This is a genomic window from Enterobacter chuandaensis, from assembly GCF_039718975.1.
Taxonomy (GTDB): Bacteria; Pseudomonadota; Gammaproteobacteria; order Enterobacterales; family Enterobacteriaceae; genus Enterobacter; species Enterobacter chuandaensis.
Genome location: NZ_CP097173.1, coordinates 1,113,954 through 1,129,602, shown reverse-complemented (window position 1 = coordinate 1,129,602; position 15,649 = coordinate 1,113,954). Strand labels below are relative to the sequence as shown.

Here is a 15,649-nt window from a genome sequence, read left to right as displayed (position 1 = left end):
ATGTTTCCCACACATTCAACGCTATGAATACGGAAAAAGTAAAGGGGAGATAAAATCCCCCCTTTTTGATTAACTGCTTGTATGATTTGGTGAATTATTCGCCAGATGCCTGCTGGGCTTCCGGTTTACCGTAAATCAGCAGCGGCTTGGTTTGGCCGCTGATCACGGACTCGTCAATCACCACTTTCTCAACGTCTTCCATAGATGGCAGATCGTACATGGTGTCGAGGAGCGCCGCTTCAACGATAGAGCGCAGGCCGCGCGCGCCGGTTTTACGAATCATCGCTTTCTTGGCAATAGCATCCAGCGCTTCATCACGGAATTCCAGATCGACGCCTTCGAGATTGAACAGCGCCTGATACTGCTTGGTCAGCGCATTTTTCGGCTCTTTCAGGATCTGAATCAGCGCCTCTTCGCTCAGTTCATTCAGCGTTGCCACAACCGGCAGACGACCAATGAACTCAGGAATCAGACCAAACTTGATCAGATCTTCAGGTTCAACCTGCGACAGCAGCTCACCTTCATTGGCTTTCTCGGACTTCGCCTTCACCGTTGCGCCAAAACCAATGCCGGAGCCGGTTTCAACACGGTGGGAAATGACTTTATCCAGACCGGCAAACGCACCACCACAGATAAACAGGATCTTGGAGGTATCAACCTGCAGGAACTCCTGCTGCGGATGTTTACGCCCACCCTGCGGCGGAACAGCAGCCACCGTGCCTTCGATCAGCTTCAGCAGTGCCTGCTGAACGCCTTCACCGGATACGTCACGGGTAATAGACGGGTTGTCTGACTTACGGGAGATCTTGTCGATCTCATCAATATAAACAATCCCGCGCTGTGCTTTCTGAACGTCGTAATCGCACTTCTGCAGCAGTTTCTGGATGATATTTTCAACGTCTTCACCCACATAACCGGCTTCGGTCAGGGTGGTGGCATCCGCCATGGTAAACGGAACATCCAGCAGGCGCGCCAGGGTTTCAGCCAGCAGCGTTTTACCGGAGCCAGTCGGCCCGATCAGCAGGATGTTACTTTTGCCCAGTTCTACGCCATTGCTGGTGTCGCCATTACGCAGACGTTTGTAGTGGTTATACACCGCCACCGCCAGCACTTTCTTCGCCTGCTCCTGACCGATGACATAGTCGTCAAGGTGATGACGAATCTCATGCGGCGTTGGCAGTGCGCTACGCTCACGGTGCGGCGCAACTTCTTTAATCTCTTCGCGAATGATGTCGTTACATAAATCGACACATTCGTCGCAGATATACACGGACGGCCCGGCAATCAGTTTACGCACTTCATGCTGGCTTTTGCCGCAAAAAGAGCAGTACAGCAGTTTGCCCGAACCATCTTTGCGTTTATCTGTCATGAGTCCAAACCTCTTTTTAAGTTCTTTGTGCCGCACATGACGACGCAAATGCCATTTTCAGACGCGAACTGCGCTCAGGCAGTGTGCCGCCCTACCTTAGTATAGCGGCACGCTCGCGTCGCGGGCATCAATTACGATGGGTCAATACGGAGTCGACTAAGCCGTACTCAACTGCCTCTGGAGCAGAGAGGAAGCGATCGCGCTCGGTATCGCGCTCGATCTGCTCAAGAGATTGACCTGTATGCTGCGCCATAAGTTCATTCATGCGCGCTTTTACTTTCAGAATTTCGCGGGCGTGGATTTCAATATCCGTCGCCTGCCCCTGGTAACCACCCAGCGGCTGGTGAATCATCACGCGGGAGTTAGGCAGGCAGAAACGCTTACCTTTCGCCCCTGCGGTTAACAGGAACGCCCCCATGGATGCAGCCTGCCCCATGCAGATAGTGCTGACATCAGGCTTGATGAATTGCATGGTGTCATAAATGGACATGCCCGCCGTAATCACACCGCCCGGCGAGTTGATGTACAGGTAAATGTCTTTTTCCGGGTTTTCCGCTTCCAGGAACAGCATCTGCGCCACGATCAGGTTAGCCATATGGTCTTCTACCTGGCCGGTCAGAAAGATAACGCGTTCCTTGAGCAGACGGGAATAGATATCGAAAGAACGCTCACCGCGTGAGGTCTGTTCAATAACCATCGGCACCAGCGCCATATGGGGTGCAAAGTTATCTCGTTCGCCACTGTATGACATTTCCGTCTCCTGGTTCAAAATTGAAAACACCTGCTGTGCTGATTGTAACCTTATGGACGGATTATCAGCCAGTCTCAATCATCGTGATTACATACTTATGGGGTTCGCCACGCCCTATTTCAAGCATAACAACCTTTTGTTGTAACGCTAACACTGAAAGGGCGTTTTAGCACCCTTCCAGAACTAAAGCAGCGATAAAAAAAACCCGTCGCCGGAGGGCAACGGGTTTTTTGTTCAAACTTTAAACCGTTAGGGCGAAATTACGCCTGCTGGTTCATCAGTTCGTTGAAAGAGGTCGCTTTTTCGGTCACTTTCGCTTTCGCCAGTACCGCTTCAACAGCCTGCTCTTCCAGTGCGACGTTGCGCATGTTGTCCATCAGCTCTTTGTTCTTACCGTAGAACTCGATCACTTCTGATGGATCTTCGTATGCAGAAGCCATCTCTTCGATCAGGCCTTTCACACGCTCTTCGTCAGCTTTCAGCTCGTGGGTACGAATCACTTCGCCCAGCAGCAGGCCAACAACAACGCGGCGTTTCGCTTGCTCTTCAAACAGCTCGCGCGGCAGTTCCATCGCTTGCTGCTGGTTGCCACCGAAGCGCTGTGCAGCCTGACGGCGCAGAACGTCGATTTCGCTGTCAATCAGGGCAGCAGGAACGTCGATTTCGTTGGCTTTCACCAGACCTTCAATCGCCTGAGATTTCACACGGTTACGCACAGCACCGTTCAGCTCGCGCTCCATGTTCTTACGCACTTCGGTACGCAGGCCTGCAACAGAACCATCTTCCACGCCGAAACGCTTGATGAATTCTTCAGTCAGTTCTGGCAGTTCGCGCTCTTCAACTTTCTTCAGGTTGATGACGAACTTCGCTGCTTTACCTTTCAGGTTTTCAGCGTGGTACTCTTCAGGGAAGGTCACGTCGATGGTGAACTCTTCGCCCGCTTTGTGGCCTTTGATGCCGTCTTCGAAGCCTGGGATCATACGACCCTGGCCCATTGCCAGTACGAAGTCAGACGCTTTGCCGCCTTCGAACTCTTCGCCGTCTACAGAACCGGTGAAGTCGATGGTTACGCGGTCTTCCGCGTCAACAGCGCCTTCTTTCTCTTTCCAGTTCGCCTGCTGCTTACGCAGGGTATCCAGCATGCCGTCAACGTCTTCGTCAGTGACGGAAACGATCGGTTTTTCAACTTCGATAGATTCCAGACCTTTCAGCTCAACTTCCGGGTACACTTCGAACTCTACGGAGTAAGTGAAGTCTTCACCCAGTTTGTATTCGCCTGGCACGTAGTTTGGCGCGCCGGCCGGATTGATTTTTTCTTTGATGATCGCGTCGATAAAGTTGCGGCTCATCAGTTCACCCAGCACATCCTGACGCACGGAAGCGCCATAACGCTGAGCAACAACATTCATTGGTACTTTGCCCTTACGGAAGCCGTCAATACGTACTTTTTTTGCTACGTTGACCAGCTCGCTTTTCACAGCAGTTTCGATGCTGTCAGCAGCGATAGTAATCGTTACACGGCGGCCAAGGCCTTGAGTGGTTTCAACTGAAACTTGCATCTTGTTACCTCAAAAAAATCACAGTGCTCGGTCAACTCTGAATCTGTCTGTTATACCGGGATGCTCTCTTAGTGCAGATTCACATTCCCTGTCGCCAGAATCATCCCGAAGACATTCATTAAGACGCGGCATTATAGCGGCATCACTTAGGTGAGTCGAGAACGGTTGGGGCATGTTGCTGCGGCTTTTTTCACATTTTAAGGCTATTTTTAGCCTTAAAATCGCACCATCCGCTCAAAACTCAGACAAAACAAAACGGCCCGGAGGCCGTTTTGAGGAAATCTGTAAGCAACATACTGGAAAAGCTCCAGCCGTTGCAAATCCGATTTATCAGGCGATGGTGCCTGCACCGCGACAAGGCGGCGACGCGAAAACCGTATCCTGCAAACCTTCCCATTCCTTAATGGTGTAGGTATGCAGTGCCAGCGCATGCACGGTTGTGGAGAGTTCTTCCGTCAAGGTGCTGTAGATCAGGCGGTGTCGGTTCAGGAAACGTTCTCCCGTGAAGCGATCGCTAACCAGAACCACTTTAAAGTGGCTTTCAGAACCTGCCGGCACGTTATGACGATAGCTTTCGTCGACGACTTCGAGGAACACAGGGTTGAACGCTGCCCTTAATTTTTCTTCTATCTGTTCACGTATCATCATGAAATTACTCCTCCGACAACGCTGAGATGTCACCCATCCCTTTAAATATTAGCCGCTTTTACCGTTTCCATTACACCTTGACAACAAATATTTAGCTTTCGTCTGATTTTCTCATTCAAACGAATGAAGTTCCCTGTGAGACTCATACCTTTCGTCACTCGCGGGAGGAGAAAAAGGATGAGCTGGTCAGTTTTCAGACAAGACGATGAATTTACATGCGTTGACCACTTCCCCTGGCCGTAGTCGATGTTATGATGGCGGCAATTTTTCTCTCTTTAATGCTTACGATTCGTTGAGAACCTGAAAATGTTAAAAAAACTCTTCTTTCCGTTGGTAGCCCTTTTTATGCTGGCAGGCTGCGCTACCCCGCCTACCACCATTGATGTTTCACCAAAAATCACCCTGCCTCAGCAGGACCCTAGCCTGATGGGCGTCACTGTGAGTATTAACGGTGCCGATCAGCGTCAGGACCAGGCGCTGGCAAAAGTGACCCGCGATAACCAGCAGGTAACGCTGACCGCGTCCCGCGACCTGCGCTTCCTGCTGCAGGAAGTGCTTGAGAAGCAAATGACCGCTCGCGGCTACATGATTGGCCCAAGCGGTGCGGTTGATCTGCAGATCATCGTTAACAACCTGTACGCTGACGTGTCTCAGGGCAACGTGCGCTACAACATTGCGACCAAAGCGGATATCGCCATCATTGCCACCGCGAAGAACGGCAACAAGATGACCAAAAACTACCGCGCCAGCTACTCCGTTGAAGGCGCGTTCCAGGCCTCCAACCAGAACATTGCTAACGCCGTGAATAGCGTGCTGACTGACACCATCGCCGATATGGCGCAGGACACCAGCATCCACGACTTCATCAAGCAGAACGCGCGTTAATCCCGCTCGCTGACCCGGTTCCTGGCCGGGTCAGTTTTATAAGAACATGTCCAGCCATTACTTACGCATTTTCCAGCAACCGAAATCAGCGATTCTGCTGATCCTCGGCTTTGCCTCCGGTTTACCCCTTGCGCTCACTTCCGGCACGCTTCAGGCATGGATGACGGTCGAGAACATCGATCTTAAAACCATTGGTTTCTTCTCGCTTGTCGGTCAGGCCTATGTCTTTAAGTTCCTGTGGTCGCCGGTCATGGATCGCTACACGCCACCGTTCCTGGGACGTCGTCGCGGCTGGTTAGTAATGACGCAGGTCATGCTGCTGCTGGCGATCGCGGGGATGGGCTTTCTTGAGCCGACCACACAGCTTCGCTGGATGGCCGCGCTTGCGGTGGTGATTGCCTTCTGCTCCGCTTCACAGGATATCGTGTTCGATGCCTGGAAGACGGACGTGTTATCTGCGGAAGAACGCGGTGCCGGTGCGGCCATCAGCGTGCTGGGCTATCGCCTCGGGATGCTGGTCTCCGGCGGGCTGGCGCTGTGGCTGGCCGACCGTTACCTCGGCTGGCAGGGCATGTACTGGCTGATGGCCGCCCTGCTGATCCCCTGCATTATCGCGACCCTGTTTGCTCCCGAACCGAGTGACGTCATCCCGGTTCCCCGCTCGCTGGAGCAGGCCGTCGCCGAACCGCTGCGTGACTTCTTTGGCCGCAACAATGCCTGGCTGATTCTGCTGCTCATCGTCCTTTATAAGCTGGGCGATGCTTTTGCCATGAGCCTGACCACCACCTTCCTGATCCGCGGCGTCGGTTTTGACGCCGGTGAAGTGGGTGTGGTGAATAAAACGCTGGGGCTGTTTGCGACCATCGTCGGCGCGCTTTACGGCGGCGTATTGATGCAGCGCCTGACGCTTTTCCGCGCGCTGCTGATCTTCGGCATCCTGCAGGGCGCATCTAACGCGGGCTACTGGCTGCTGTCGGTTACTGACAAACATATGTTCAGCATGGCTGCGGCGGTGTTCTTTGAAAATCTCTGTGGCGGCATGGGAACGGCGGCATTTGTCGCCCTGCTGATGACCCTGTGCAATAAATCGTTTTCCGCCACGCAGTTCGCGCTGCTCTCGGCGCTCTCGGCCGTTGGCCGCGTGTACGTCGGACCGATTGCCGGCTGGTTTGTGGAAGCTCACGGCTGGCCAACGTTTTATCTCTTCTCGGTCGCGGCTGCCGTGCCGGGGATTTTATTGTTGCTGGTGTGTCGCCAGACGCTGGAATATACCCAGCGTACCGAACACTTTATGCCGCGCACTGAATATCACCGCGCTTACCGTTTTGCGTTACGTCTGTTAATGGCGGGCTGCGGCGCGCTGGCGCTCTGGCTTGTGGTGCTCATTATTAATGCCAGCACGTCCCTGGCGCTCCCTCCAGAAGCCCTTCTGCTGGATGTCGGAGCCCTGCTGGCCATCGCCGGGATCCTGACCGGCGGTCTGCTCGATTTCATGGCGTTGCGTAAAACGCAGATGACCTGAAGAAAAAACGAAAGGTTATTTCCCGTTGTAATCACCAACCGAAATTATAACGGTGAAATAGCCACCAACCGCTAAAAAAATATTTGTTGTTTTGTGCGGGATAGGTTTTGGAAATTATTGGAGCCAATTCCAAAACGCTATTTTTCATTAAACGATTCAGCAGTGGAAAGTTTGATTTTTCGTTTTTTAGATGTCTTTTTATTGATAATTAATTGTTAATTTTTTGTTTATTTTTAACAATGGTTATACCAATTGCCCCTTTTAGGGTATGCTTGGGGGTCCTTTCGTTATAAAGCCCATGCCATGCGGCTTCGGTCATAAAAACCGACATAATTTGCAACACTTGTGACACGTGCGGCAGAACCCGGTAACACCTTCCTGACACAGGCCTAATGATGTTTACAGTAATGTAACCTTCCCGTAAAATGCCCGCACACTTTAAACGCCACCAGACTCCCGTGGAATTGAGGTCGTTAAATGAGACTCAGGAAATACAATAAAAGTTTGGGATGGTTGTCATTATTCGCAGGCACTGTATTACTCAGTGGCTGTGATTCTGCACTACTAGACCCCAAAGGACAGATTGGACTGGAACAACGTTCACTGATATTGACGGCTTTTGGCCTGATGTTGATTGTGGTTATTCCTGCCATTTTGATGGCTGTTGGTTTCGCCTGGAAGTATCGTGCGAGCAATAAAGATGCGAAGTATAGCCCTAACTGGTCACACTCCAATAAAGTGGAAGCTGTGGTCTGGACGGTACCTATTCTGATCATCCTGTTCCTTGCCGTACTGACCTGGAAAACCACTCACGCACTTGAGCCAAGCAAGCCGCTGGTTCACGATGAAAAACCGATTACCATTGAAGTGGTCTCCATGGACTGGAAATGGTTCTTCATCTACCCAGAGCAGGGCATTGCTACCGTGAATGAAATCGCCTTCCCGGCGAACACTCCGGTTCAGTTCAAAGTGACCTCCAACTCCGTAATGAACTCCTTCTTCATCCCACGTCTGGGTAGCCAGATTTACGCGATGGCCGGTATGCAGACCAACCTGCATCTGATCGCGAATGAAGCAGGCACCTACGATGGTATCTCCGCCAGCTATAGCGGCCCGGGCTTCTCAGGTATGAAGTTCAAAGCTATCGCGACGCCGGACCGTGCCGCTTTCGACCAGTGGGTTGAGAAAGCGAAGCAGTCTCCAAACACCATGTCTGACATGGCGGCGTTCGAAAAAGTGGCTGCACCTAGCGAATACAACAAGGTGGAGTACTTCTCTAACGTGAAACCAGATTTGTTCAAAGACGTTATTGGCAAATTTATGGACCACGGTATGAGCATGGACATGACCCAGCCTGAAGGCGAGCACAGCGCGCATGAAGGTATGGAAGGCATGGACATGAGCCACGCGGAAACCGCTCACTAAGGGGCCGAGGAAGAAAATGTTCGGAAAATTGACACTGGATGCAGTGCCCTACCATGAACCGATTATTATGGTTACGGTGGCTGCAATTATCATTGGTGGCGCGGCCTTAGTTGGCCTTATCACTTACTTCGGTAAGTGGAGCTACCTGTGGAATGAGTGGCTGACTTCGGTTGACCACAAAAAACTCGGTATCATGTACTGCATCGTCGGTATCGTCATGTTAATTCGTGGCTTTGCGGATGCGATCATGATGCGTAGCCAGCAGGCACTTGCGTCTGCGGGCGAAGCCGGCTTCCTGCCACCGCACCACTACGATCAGATCTTTACCGCCCACGGCGTTATCATGATCTTCTTCGTGGCGATGCCGCTGGTAATCGGTCTGATGAACGTTGTCGTTCCGCTGCAAATTGGCGCGCGCGACGTCGCGTTCCCGTTCCTGAACAACCTGAGCTTCTGGTTCACGGTTGTCGGCGTTATCCTGGTTAACCTGTCACTGGGCGTGGGCGAATTCGCACAGACCGGCTGGCTGGCGTACCCGCCGCTGTCAGGAATTGAGTACAGTCCGGGTGTAGGCGTTGACTACTGGATTTGGGCGCTTCAGCTCTCCGGTGTCGGTACTACCCTGACCGGTATCAACTTCTTCGTGACCATCCTGAAGATGCGTGCACCTGGTATGACGATGTTCAAGATGCCGGTATTTACCTGGGCATCTCTGTGCGCCAACGTACTGATTATCGCGTCGTTCCCAATTCTGACCGTCACCATCGCGCTGCTGACCCTGGACCGCTACCTGGGCACCCATTTCTTCACGAATGATATGGGTGGCAACATGATGATGTACATCAACCTGATTTGGGCCTGGGGTCACCCGGAAGTGTACATTCTGGTTCTGCCTGTCTTCGGTGTGTTCTCCGAAATCGCGGCAACCTTCTCGCGTAAGCGTCTGTTTGGTTACACCTCTCTGGTGTGGGCAACCGTGTGTATTACCGTTCTGTCGTTCATCGTTTGGCTGCACCACTTCTTCACCATGGGTGCGGGCGCGAACGTAAACGCCTTCTTCGGTATCACCACCATGATTATCGCCATCCCTACCGGGGTGAAGATCTTCAACTGGCTGTTCACCATGTACCAGGGCCGTATCGTGTTCCACTCAGCAATGCTGTGGACCATCGGCTTCATCGTAACCTTCTCCGTAGGTGGGATGACCGGCGTACTGCTGGCGGTACCAGGTGCTGACTTCGTTCTGCACAACAGTCTGTTCCTGATTGCGCACTTCCATAACGTTATCATCGGTGGCGTGGTCTTCGGCTGCTTCGCTGGTGTGACCTACTGGTGGCCAAAAGCGTTCGGCTTCACGCTGAACGAAAAATGGGGTAAACGCGCGTTCTGGTTCTGGATCATCGGCTTCTTCGTGGCGTTTATGCCGCTGTACGTGCTGGGCTTCATGGGTATGACCCGTCGTCTGAGCCAGCAGATCGATCCGCAGTTCCACCCAATGCTGATGGTTGCAGCGGGCGGTGCAGCGCTGATTGCCTGCGGTATTCTGTGCCAGCTGATTCAGTACTACGTGTCTATCCGTGACCGTAACCTGAACCGCGACCTGACCGGTGACCCATGGGGTGGCCGTACGCTGGAGTGGGCGACCTCTTCTCCACCGCCGTTCTATAACTTTGCCGTAGTGCCGCACATTCACGAGCGTGATGCATTCTGGGAAATGAAAGAAAAAGGTGAAGCGTACAAGCAACCTGAGCATTACGAAGAGATCCATATGCCGAAAAACAGCGCGGCGGGCATCGTGATTGCCGCTTTCGCAACGGTATTTGGTTTCGCAATGATCTGGCACATCTGGTGGATGGCGATTGTTGGCTTCGCTGGCATCGTAATCAGCTGGATTGTGAAGAGCTTTGACGAGGACGTGGACTACTACGTACCAGTCCGTGAAGTTGAAAAGCTGGAAAATCAGCATTTCGACGAGATTTCTAAAGCGGGGCTGAAAAATGGCAACTGATACTCTGGCGCACTCAACTGCCCACGCGCATGAGCATGCGCACCACGATACGGGACCGACCAAAGTCTTCGGTTTCTGGATCTACCTGATGAGCGACTGCATTCTGTTCTGCTGTCTGTTCGCGACCTATGCCGTTCTGGTGAACGGCACAGCGGGCGGCCCAACCGGCAAGGACATTTTTGAACTGCCGTTCGTTCTGGTTGAAACCGCACTGCTGTTATTCAGCTCCATCACCTACGGCATGGCGGCTATCGCCATGTACAAAAACAACAAGAGCCAGGTTGTCTCCTGGCTGGCGTTGACCTGGCTGTTTGGTGCTGGCTTTATCGGGATGGAAATCTATGAATTCCATCACCTGATCATGGAGGGCTTCGGCCCGGATCGCAGTGGCTTCCTGTCCGCGTTCTTCGCGCTGGTGGGTACCCACGGTCTGCACGTGACTTCAGGTCTGATCTGGATGGCAGTTCTGATGTTCCAGATCTCCCGTCGCGGCCTGACCAGCACTAACCGTACCCGTATCATGTGCCTGAGCCTGTTCTGGCACTTCCTGGACGTGGTGTGGATCTGCGTGTTCTCTGTTGTCTATCTGATGGGGGCGATGTAATGAGTCATTCTAACGATCATGGCGCTTCCCACGGCAGCGTAAAAACCTACATGACAGGTTTCATCCTGTCGATCATCCTGACGGTGATCCCGTTCTGGATGGTGATGAGCGGTTCTGCGTCCAAGCCGGTTATCCTGGGAGCAATCCTGGTGACCGCGGTGATTCAGATTCTGGTGCATCTGGTTTGCTTCCTGCACATGAACACCAAGTCCGATGAAGGCTGGAACATGACGGCCTTTATCTTTACCGTGATTATCATCGCTATCCTGGTAGTCGGTTCCATCTGGATTATGTGGAACCTCAACTACAACATGATGGTTCACTAAGAGCGGCGAGTATGTTTAAGCAATACCTGCAAGTAACGAAACCAGGCATCATCTTTGGCAACCTGATCTCCGTGATCGGAGGGTTCCTGCTGGCCTCTAAGGGCAGCATTGATTACGCCCTCTTTATCTCTACGCTGGTCGGTGTGTCACTGGTTGTTGCGTCCGGTTGTGTATTTAACAACTACATCGACATGGATATCGACAAGAAGATGGAAAGGACCAAAAATCGGGTGCTGGTTAAAGGCCTGATCGCCCCTTCCGTCTCGCTGGTGTACGCCACCTTGCTGGGTATTGCTGGCTTTATGCTGCTGTGGTTTGGTGCTAACCCGCTGGCCTGCTGGCTGGGGGTGATGGGGTTCGTGGTGTATGTGGGCATCTACAGCCTGTATATGAAACGTCACTCCGTCTACGGCACGCTGATTGGTTCTCTCTCCGGCGCTGCGCCGCCGGTGATTGGCTACTGCGCGGTCACGAACGAGTTCGACAGCGGCGCGCTGATCCTGCTGGCTATCTTTAGCCTGTGGCAGATGCCGCACTCCTATGCCATCGCGATTTTCCGCTTTAAGGATTATCAGGCAGCGAACATCCCGGTTCTGCCGGTCGTGAAGGGCATTTCGGTTGCCAAGAACCACATCACTCTCTACATCATCGCCTTTGCCGTGGCAACGCTGATGCTCTCTCTGGGTGGCTACGCTGGATACAAATATCTGGCGGTTGCCGCTGCGGTGAGCGTCTGGTGGCTCGGTATGGCGCTGCGCGGATACAAAGTGGAAGATGACAAAGTCTGGGCGCGCAAGCTGTTTGTGTTCTCTATCGTTGCCATCACTTCGCTGTCCGTGATGATGTCCGTGGACTTCATGGTGCCGGATTCACATAACCTGCTGACTTACGTCTGGTAAGCCAAATCAGGTCTAAAAAGGGTGCTTCGGCACCCTTTTTTATTCACTAAATCTATTAATAACGCATGTAATATTTGTTAAATAAGCCTTTATTTACCCCGCCCCTTCCCCGCACTACACTATGGCCTGCTTTTGAACTGAGGTGGTAATGAACGATTATAAAATGACGCCAGGCGAGCTCCGCGCGACCTGGGGCTTAGGGACTGTCTTCTCGCTACGGATGCTTGGCATGTTTATGGTCCTGCCTGTTCTGACCACGTACGGCATGGCGTTGCAGGGAGCCAGCGAGGCGCTGATTGGGCTCGCGATCGGCATCTACGGTCTGGCGCAGGCGGTCTTCCAGATCCCGTTTGGCCTGCTCTCGGATCGCGTTGGCCGAAAACCGCTGATTGTCGGCGGTCTGCTTATTTTTGTTCTTGGCAGCGTCATTGCCGCCCTCTCCCACTCTATCTGGGGCATTATTCTTGGCCGCGCCTTACAGGGTTCCGGCGCGATTGCCGCTGCCGTCATGGCGCTGCTGTCAGACCTCACCCGCGAGCAGAACCGTACGAAGGCGATGGCCTTTATCGGCGTCAGTTTTGGCGTCACCTTCGCCATTGCGATGGTGCTGGGCCCGATTATTACCCACACGCTCGGCCTGCACGCCCTGTTCTGGATGATTGCCGTGCTGGCGACCATCGGGATCGCGCTAACGCTTTGGGTTGTGCCGGACAGCAAAAATCACGTTCTGAACCGTGAATCCGGCATGGTGAAGGGCTGCTTCAGCAAAGTGCTGGTTGAACCGCGCCTGCTGAAGCTGAACTTCGGCATCATGTGTCTGCACATTCTGCTGATGTCGACCTTTGTCGCCCTGCCCGGCCAGCTTGCCGCGGCGGGTTTCCCGGCGGCTGAGCACTGGAAAATCTATCTGGTAACGATGCTGATTTCGTTTGTCTCCGTGGTGCCGTTCATCATCTATGCCGAAGTGAAGCGCAAAATGAAGCGCGTCTTCATTGGCTGCGTGGCGCTGTTGCTGATTGCCGAGATCGTGCTCTGGGGCTCCGGCCCGCACTTCTGGGAGCTGGTGGCAGGCGTACAGCTGTTCTTCCTGGCGTTTAACCTGATGGAAGCGCTGCTGCCTTCGCTTATCAGCAAAGAGTCTCCGGCCGGTTACAAAGGCACGGCGATGGGCATTTACTCCACCAGCCAGTTCCTCGGCGTGGCGATCGGCGGGTCGCTCGGCGGCTGGGTCGACGGTCTGTTTGATTCACAAACCGTGTTTCTTGCAGGCGCGCTGCTGGCAACAATCTGGCTGATGGTCGCCAGCACCATGAAAGAGCCGCGCTACGTAAGCAGCCTGCGGGTAGAAATCCCGGATGATGTAGAAATCAGCGATGCGCTGAAGCAGCGTCTGGAAGCAAGAGAGGGCGTGACAGAGGTGCTCATTGTCCCGGAAGAGCGCAGCGCTTATGTCAAAATAGACAGCAAAGTGACGAACCGCTTTGAGGTCGAGCAGGCGCTCAAAGCCTGAAAAAAAGCCCGGTTGAACCGGGCTTTTCTGTCTTAATCGCGGAAGTTTTTGAACTGGAACGGCTGTCCCAGATCCCCGCCGCGCACCAGCGCCATCACCGACTGGAGGTCATCACGAGATTTGCCGGTCACGCGAATTTCTTCGCCCTGGATCTGCGCCTGCACCTTCAGCTTGCTGTCTTTGATGAGCTTAACGATCTTCTTCTGCACCGCGCTCTCAATGCCCTGCTTCAGCTTCGCTTCCACAAACCAGTTTTTACCGCTGTGCACAAACTCGTCCGGTACATCGAGAGACGTTCCTTCAATGCCGCGTTTTAACAGCTTGGCACGCAGAATGTCGAGCAGCTGATTCACCTGGAAATCTGACTCGCTCAGCACTTTAATGGTCTTATTTGCGTCGTTCAGCTCAAACGACGCCTCAACGCCACGAAAATCGAAACGTGACTCAACTTCGCGGGTTGCGTTCTCAACGCCGTTGCGAACTTCCTGGATATCAACTTCGGAAACAATATCGAAAGATGGCATCTTTTCTTCTCCCTTCACTTTTGTTGCGTTGCATAATACCCGCTACGAGGCATAACTCAACAGAAGCTTAGCTGTATAATTAAGCTGTAACACCTGGCGCAGTTGCAGGTGAGGAGGAACAATGAAAATTACGGTGCTCGGATGCGGAGCGCTTGGCCAGCTGTGGCTGACCGCACTGTGCAAGCACGGACATGAGGTTCAGGGCTGGCTGCGCGTGCCCCAGCCCTATTGCAGCGTTAATCTGATTGGTGAAGACGGAAGCATTTTTAACGAATCTCTCACCGCGAACGATCCTGATTTCCTCGCGCAAAGCGACCTGCTACTGGTGACGCTCAAGGCGTGGCAGGTCTCGGATGCGGTAAAGACATTGGCCGCGCAGCTCCCCCCCACGTCCCCCATTCTGCTGCTGCATAACGGCATGGGGACACTTGACGAGTTGCAAAGCGTTCCACAGCCCCTGCTGATGGCGACCACCACGCACGCTGCACGTCGCGACGGCAATATCATCGTGCATGTCGCCAACGGCGTGACGCATATCGGTCCGGCCCGCGAACAGGACGGCGATTACAGCTATCTGGCCGATGTCCTGCAAAAGGTGTTGCCAGACGTGGCCTGGCACAACAACATTCGCCCTCAGCTGTGGCGCAAGCTGGCGGTAAACTGCGTGATCAACCCGCTGACGGCGCTGTGGGACTGCCCGAACGGCGAGCTAAAAAACCATCCGCAGGAGATAGCGACGCTGTGTGAAGAAGTGGCTTCGGTGGTGGAGCGCGAAGGCTTGCACACCTCGGCGGATGATTTACGCTATTATGTCGAGCAGGTGATTGATAGCACGGCAGAAAATATCTCTTCGATGCTGCAGGACGTTCGTGCGTTACGCCACACCGAAATCGACTACATCACCGGCTATCTGCTAAAGCGCGCCCGTGCGCACGGTATCGCGGTCCCTGAAAACGCCCGCCTGTACGATCAGGTTAAACGTAAGGAGAATGAGTATGAGCGCGTCAGCACTGGTATGCCTCGCCCCTGGTAGCGAAGAGATGGAAGCCGTCACTACTATCGATTTAATGGTGCGGGGCGGTATCACGGTGACCACCGCCAGCGTTGCCAGCGACGGCAATCTCGCGGTCACCTGTTCGCGTGGGGTGAAAATTCTGGCGGACGCACCGCTTGTTCAGGTGGCTGACGGCGATTACGACATTATCGTCCTGCCCGGCGGCCTGAAAGGGGCGGAATGTTTTCGCGACAGCCCGCTGCTGGTCGAGACCGTGCGTCAGTTTCATCTGTCGGGGCGTATCGTCGCAACCATCTGCGCTGCCGCCGGAACGGTTCTGATTCCGCACGACATCTTCCCCATCGGCAATATGACCGGTTTCCCGGGGCTGAAGGACACGATCCCGGAAGATCATTGGGTGGATAAACGCGTCGTCTGGGATCCGCGCGTTAACCTGCTGACCAGCCAGGGACCGGGCACCGCAATTGATTTTGGCTTAAAAATTATTGACCTGCTGGTCGGGCGCGAGAAGGCGTACGAAGTGGCGTCCTCGCTGGTGATGCCGGCGGGGATTTATAATTATTACGAATAGGTGTTCTCCCTCTCCCACAGGGAGAGGGCCGGG

General features: G+C 53.6%; 15 protein-coding genes. 10 read left to right on the top strand and 5 right to left on the bottom strand.

Going from position 1 to position 15,649, the window contains the following annotated elements:
- Positions 1 to 94 precede the first annotated feature (94 nt).
- From clpX to bolA, 4 genes are all read right to left on the bottom strand, one after another.
- Positions 95 to 1,369, bottom strand: a complete 1,275-nt coding sequence (gene clpX, locus MX657_RS05470) for an ATP-dependent protease ATP-binding subunit ClpX (RefSeq protein WP_080328063.1) — start codon at positions 1,367 to 1,369, stop codon at positions 95 to 97.
- Positions 1,370 to 1,496: 127 nt separating this feature from the next.
- The gene (gene clpP / locus MX657_RS05465; RefSeq protein WP_014069126.1) at positions 1,497 to 2,120 is read right to left on the bottom strand and encodes an ATP-dependent Clp endopeptidase proteolytic subunit ClpP; all 624 of its coding nucleotides are present in this window, start codon (positions 2,118 to 2,120) and stop codon (positions 1,497 to 1,499) included.
- Positions 2,121 to 2,380: 260 nt separating this feature from the next.
- Positions 2,381 to 3,679 carry a trigger factor gene (gene tig / locus MX657_RS05460; RefSeq protein WP_008503318.1) on the bottom strand — a complete coding sequence of 433 codons (1,299 nt, stop codon included), beginning with the start codon at positions 3,677 to 3,679 and terminating at the stop codon, positions 2,381 to 2,383.
- 330 nt (positions 3,680 to 4,009) lie between these two features.
- Positions 4,010 to 4,327: a transcriptional regulator BolA gene (gene bolA, locus MX657_RS05455; RefSeq protein WP_003859051.1), complete on the bottom strand. Its 318-nt coding sequence runs from the start codon at positions 4,325 to 4,327 to the stop codon at positions 4,010 to 4,012.
- A gap of 306 nt (positions 4,328 to 4,633) precedes the next feature.
- Between bolA and MX657_RS05450 the strand changes: the two genes are divergently transcribed.
- The 8 genes from MX657_RS05450 to MX657_RS05415 all read left to right on the top strand — a co-directional run bounded on the left by MX657_RS05450 (position 4,634) and on the right by MX657_RS05415 (position 13,506).
- Entirely contained in the window at positions 4,634 to 5,212 is a 579-nt protein-coding gene (locus MX657_RS05450) for a lipoprotein (RefSeq protein WP_023310568.1), read from the top strand.
- 46 nt (positions 5,213 to 5,258) lie between these two features.
- Positions 5,259 to 6,734, top strand: a complete 1,476-nt coding sequence (gene ampG, locus MX657_RS05445) for a muropeptide MFS transporter AmpG (RefSeq protein ID WP_119915242.1) — start codon at positions 5,259 to 5,261, stop codon at positions 6,732 to 6,734.
- 477 nt (positions 6,735 to 7,211) lie between these two features.
- Entirely contained in the window at positions 7,212 to 8,159 is a 948-nt protein-coding gene (gene cyoA / locus MX657_RS05440) for a cytochrome o ubiquinol oxidase subunit II (protein WP_080328065.1), read from the top strand.
- A 16-nt stretch (positions 8,160 to 8,175) separates the two neighbouring features.
- A complete protein-coding gene (gene cyoB / locus MX657_RS05435) occupies positions 8,176 to 10,167 on the top strand; it encodes a cytochrome o ubiquinol oxidase subunit I (RefSeq protein ID WP_116341615.1) in 1,992 nt (663 codons plus the stop codon).
- Positions 10,157 to 10,771, top strand: a complete 615-nt coding sequence (locus tag MX657_RS05430) for a cytochrome o ubiquinol oxidase subunit III (protein ID WP_003859057.1) — start codon at positions 10,157 to 10,159, stop codon at positions 10,769 to 10,771. The genes cyoB and MX657_RS05430 overlap by 11 nt, the downstream gene beginning before the upstream one ends.
- The gene (locus MX657_RS05425) at positions 10,771 to 11,097 is read left to right on the top strand and encodes a cytochrome o ubiquinol oxidase subunit IV (protein ID WP_006176899.1); all 327 of its coding nucleotides are present in this window, start codon (positions 10,771 to 10,773) and stop codon (positions 11,095 to 11,097) included. The genes MX657_RS05430 and MX657_RS05425 overlap by 1 nt, the downstream gene beginning before the upstream one ends.
- Before the next feature lie 11 nt (positions 11,098 to 11,108).
- A complete protein-coding gene (gene cyoE, locus MX657_RS05420; RefSeq protein WP_119915243.1) occupies positions 11,109 to 11,996 on the top strand; it encodes a heme o synthase in 888 nt (295 codons plus the stop codon).
- A 148-nt stretch (positions 11,997 to 12,144) separates the two neighbouring features.
- On the top strand, positions 12,145 to 13,506 hold the full coding sequence (locus tag MX657_RS05415) for an MFS transporter (protein WP_119915244.1): 1,362 nt from the start codon (positions 12,145 to 12,147) through the stop codon (positions 13,504 to 13,506).
- A gap of 32 nt (positions 13,507 to 13,538) precedes the next feature.
- On the opposite strand, the gene MX657_RS05410 is transcribed toward MX657_RS05415, so the two are convergent.
- Positions 13,539 to 14,030, bottom strand: coding sequence for a YajQ family cyclic di-GMP-binding protein (locus tag MX657_RS05410; RefSeq protein WP_023293165.1), 492 nt, complete (start codon positions 14,028 to 14,030; stop codon positions 13,539 to 13,541).
- A gap of 121 nt (positions 14,031 to 14,151) precedes the next feature.
- Between MX657_RS05410 and panE the strand changes: the two genes are divergently transcribed.
- Complete coding sequence (gene panE, locus MX657_RS05405) at positions 14,152 to 15,063, top strand: 2-dehydropantoate 2-reductase (RefSeq protein WP_217480204.1); 912 nt, start codon at positions 14,152 to 14,154, stop codon at positions 15,061 to 15,063.
- Positions 15,026 to 15,616 (top strand): protein deglycase YajL, encoded by a 591-nt coding sequence (gene yajL, locus MX657_RS05400; protein WP_080328068.1) that lies wholly within the window; start codon positions 15,026 to 15,028, stop codon positions 15,614 to 15,616. The genes panE and yajL overlap by 38 nt, the downstream gene beginning before the upstream one ends.
- Positions 15,617 to 15,649: the final 33 nt, after the last annotated feature.

Bases quoted from the DNA above. Each gene is read 5' to 3' on its own strand.
- clpX (WP_080328063.1), bottom strand. From the start codon at position 1,369: ATGACAGATAAACGCAAAGATGGTTCGGGCAAACTGCTGTACTGCTCT.
- clpP (WP_014069126.1), bottom strand. From the start codon at position 2,120: ATGTCATACAGTGGCGAACGAGATAACTTTGCACCCCATATGGCGCTG.
- tig (WP_008503318.1), bottom strand. From the start codon at position 3,679: ATGCAAGTTTCAGTTGAAACCACTCAAGGCCTTGGCCGCCGTGTAACG.
- bolA (WP_003859051.1), bottom strand. From the start codon at position 4,327: ATGATGATACGTGAACAGATAGAAGAAAAATTAAGGGCAGCGTTCAAC.
- MX657_RS05450 (WP_023310568.1), top strand. From the start codon at position 4,634: ATGTTAAAAAAACTCTTCTTTCCGTTGGTAGCCCTTTTTATGCTGGCA.
- ampG (WP_119915242.1), top strand. From the start codon at position 5,259: ATGTCCAGCCATTACTTACGCATTTTCCAGCAACCGAAATCAGCGATT.
- cyoA (WP_080328065.1), top strand. From the start codon at position 7,212: ATGAGACTCAGGAAATACAATAAAAGTTTGGGATGGTTGTCATTATTC.
- cyoB (WP_116341615.1), top strand. From the start codon at position 8,176: ATGTTCGGAAAATTGACACTGGATGCAGTGCCCTACCATGAACCGATT.
- MX657_RS05430 (WP_003859057.1), top strand. From the start codon at position 10,157: ATGGCAACTGATACTCTGGCGCACTCAACTGCCCACGCGCATGAGCAT.
- MX657_RS05425 (WP_006176899.1), top strand. From the start codon at position 10,771: ATGAGTCATTCTAACGATCATGGCGCTTCCCACGGCAGCGTAAAAACC.
- cyoE (WP_119915243.1), top strand. From the start codon at position 11,109: ATGTTTAAGCAATACCTGCAAGTAACGAAACCAGGCATCATCTTTGGC.
- MX657_RS05415 (WP_119915244.1), top strand. From the start codon at position 12,145: ATGAACGATTATAAAATGACGCCAGGCGAGCTCCGCGCGACCTGGGGC.
- MX657_RS05410 (WP_023293165.1), bottom strand. From the start codon at position 14,030: ATGCCATCTTTCGATATTGTTTCCGAAGTTGATATCCAGGAAGTTCGC.
- panE (WP_217480204.1), top strand. From the start codon at position 14,152: ATGAAAATTACGGTGCTCGGATGCGGAGCGCTTGGCCAGCTGTGGCTG.
- yajL (WP_080328068.1), top strand. From the start codon at position 15,026: ATGAGCGCGTCAGCACTGGTATGCCTCGCCCCTGGTAGCGAAGAGATG.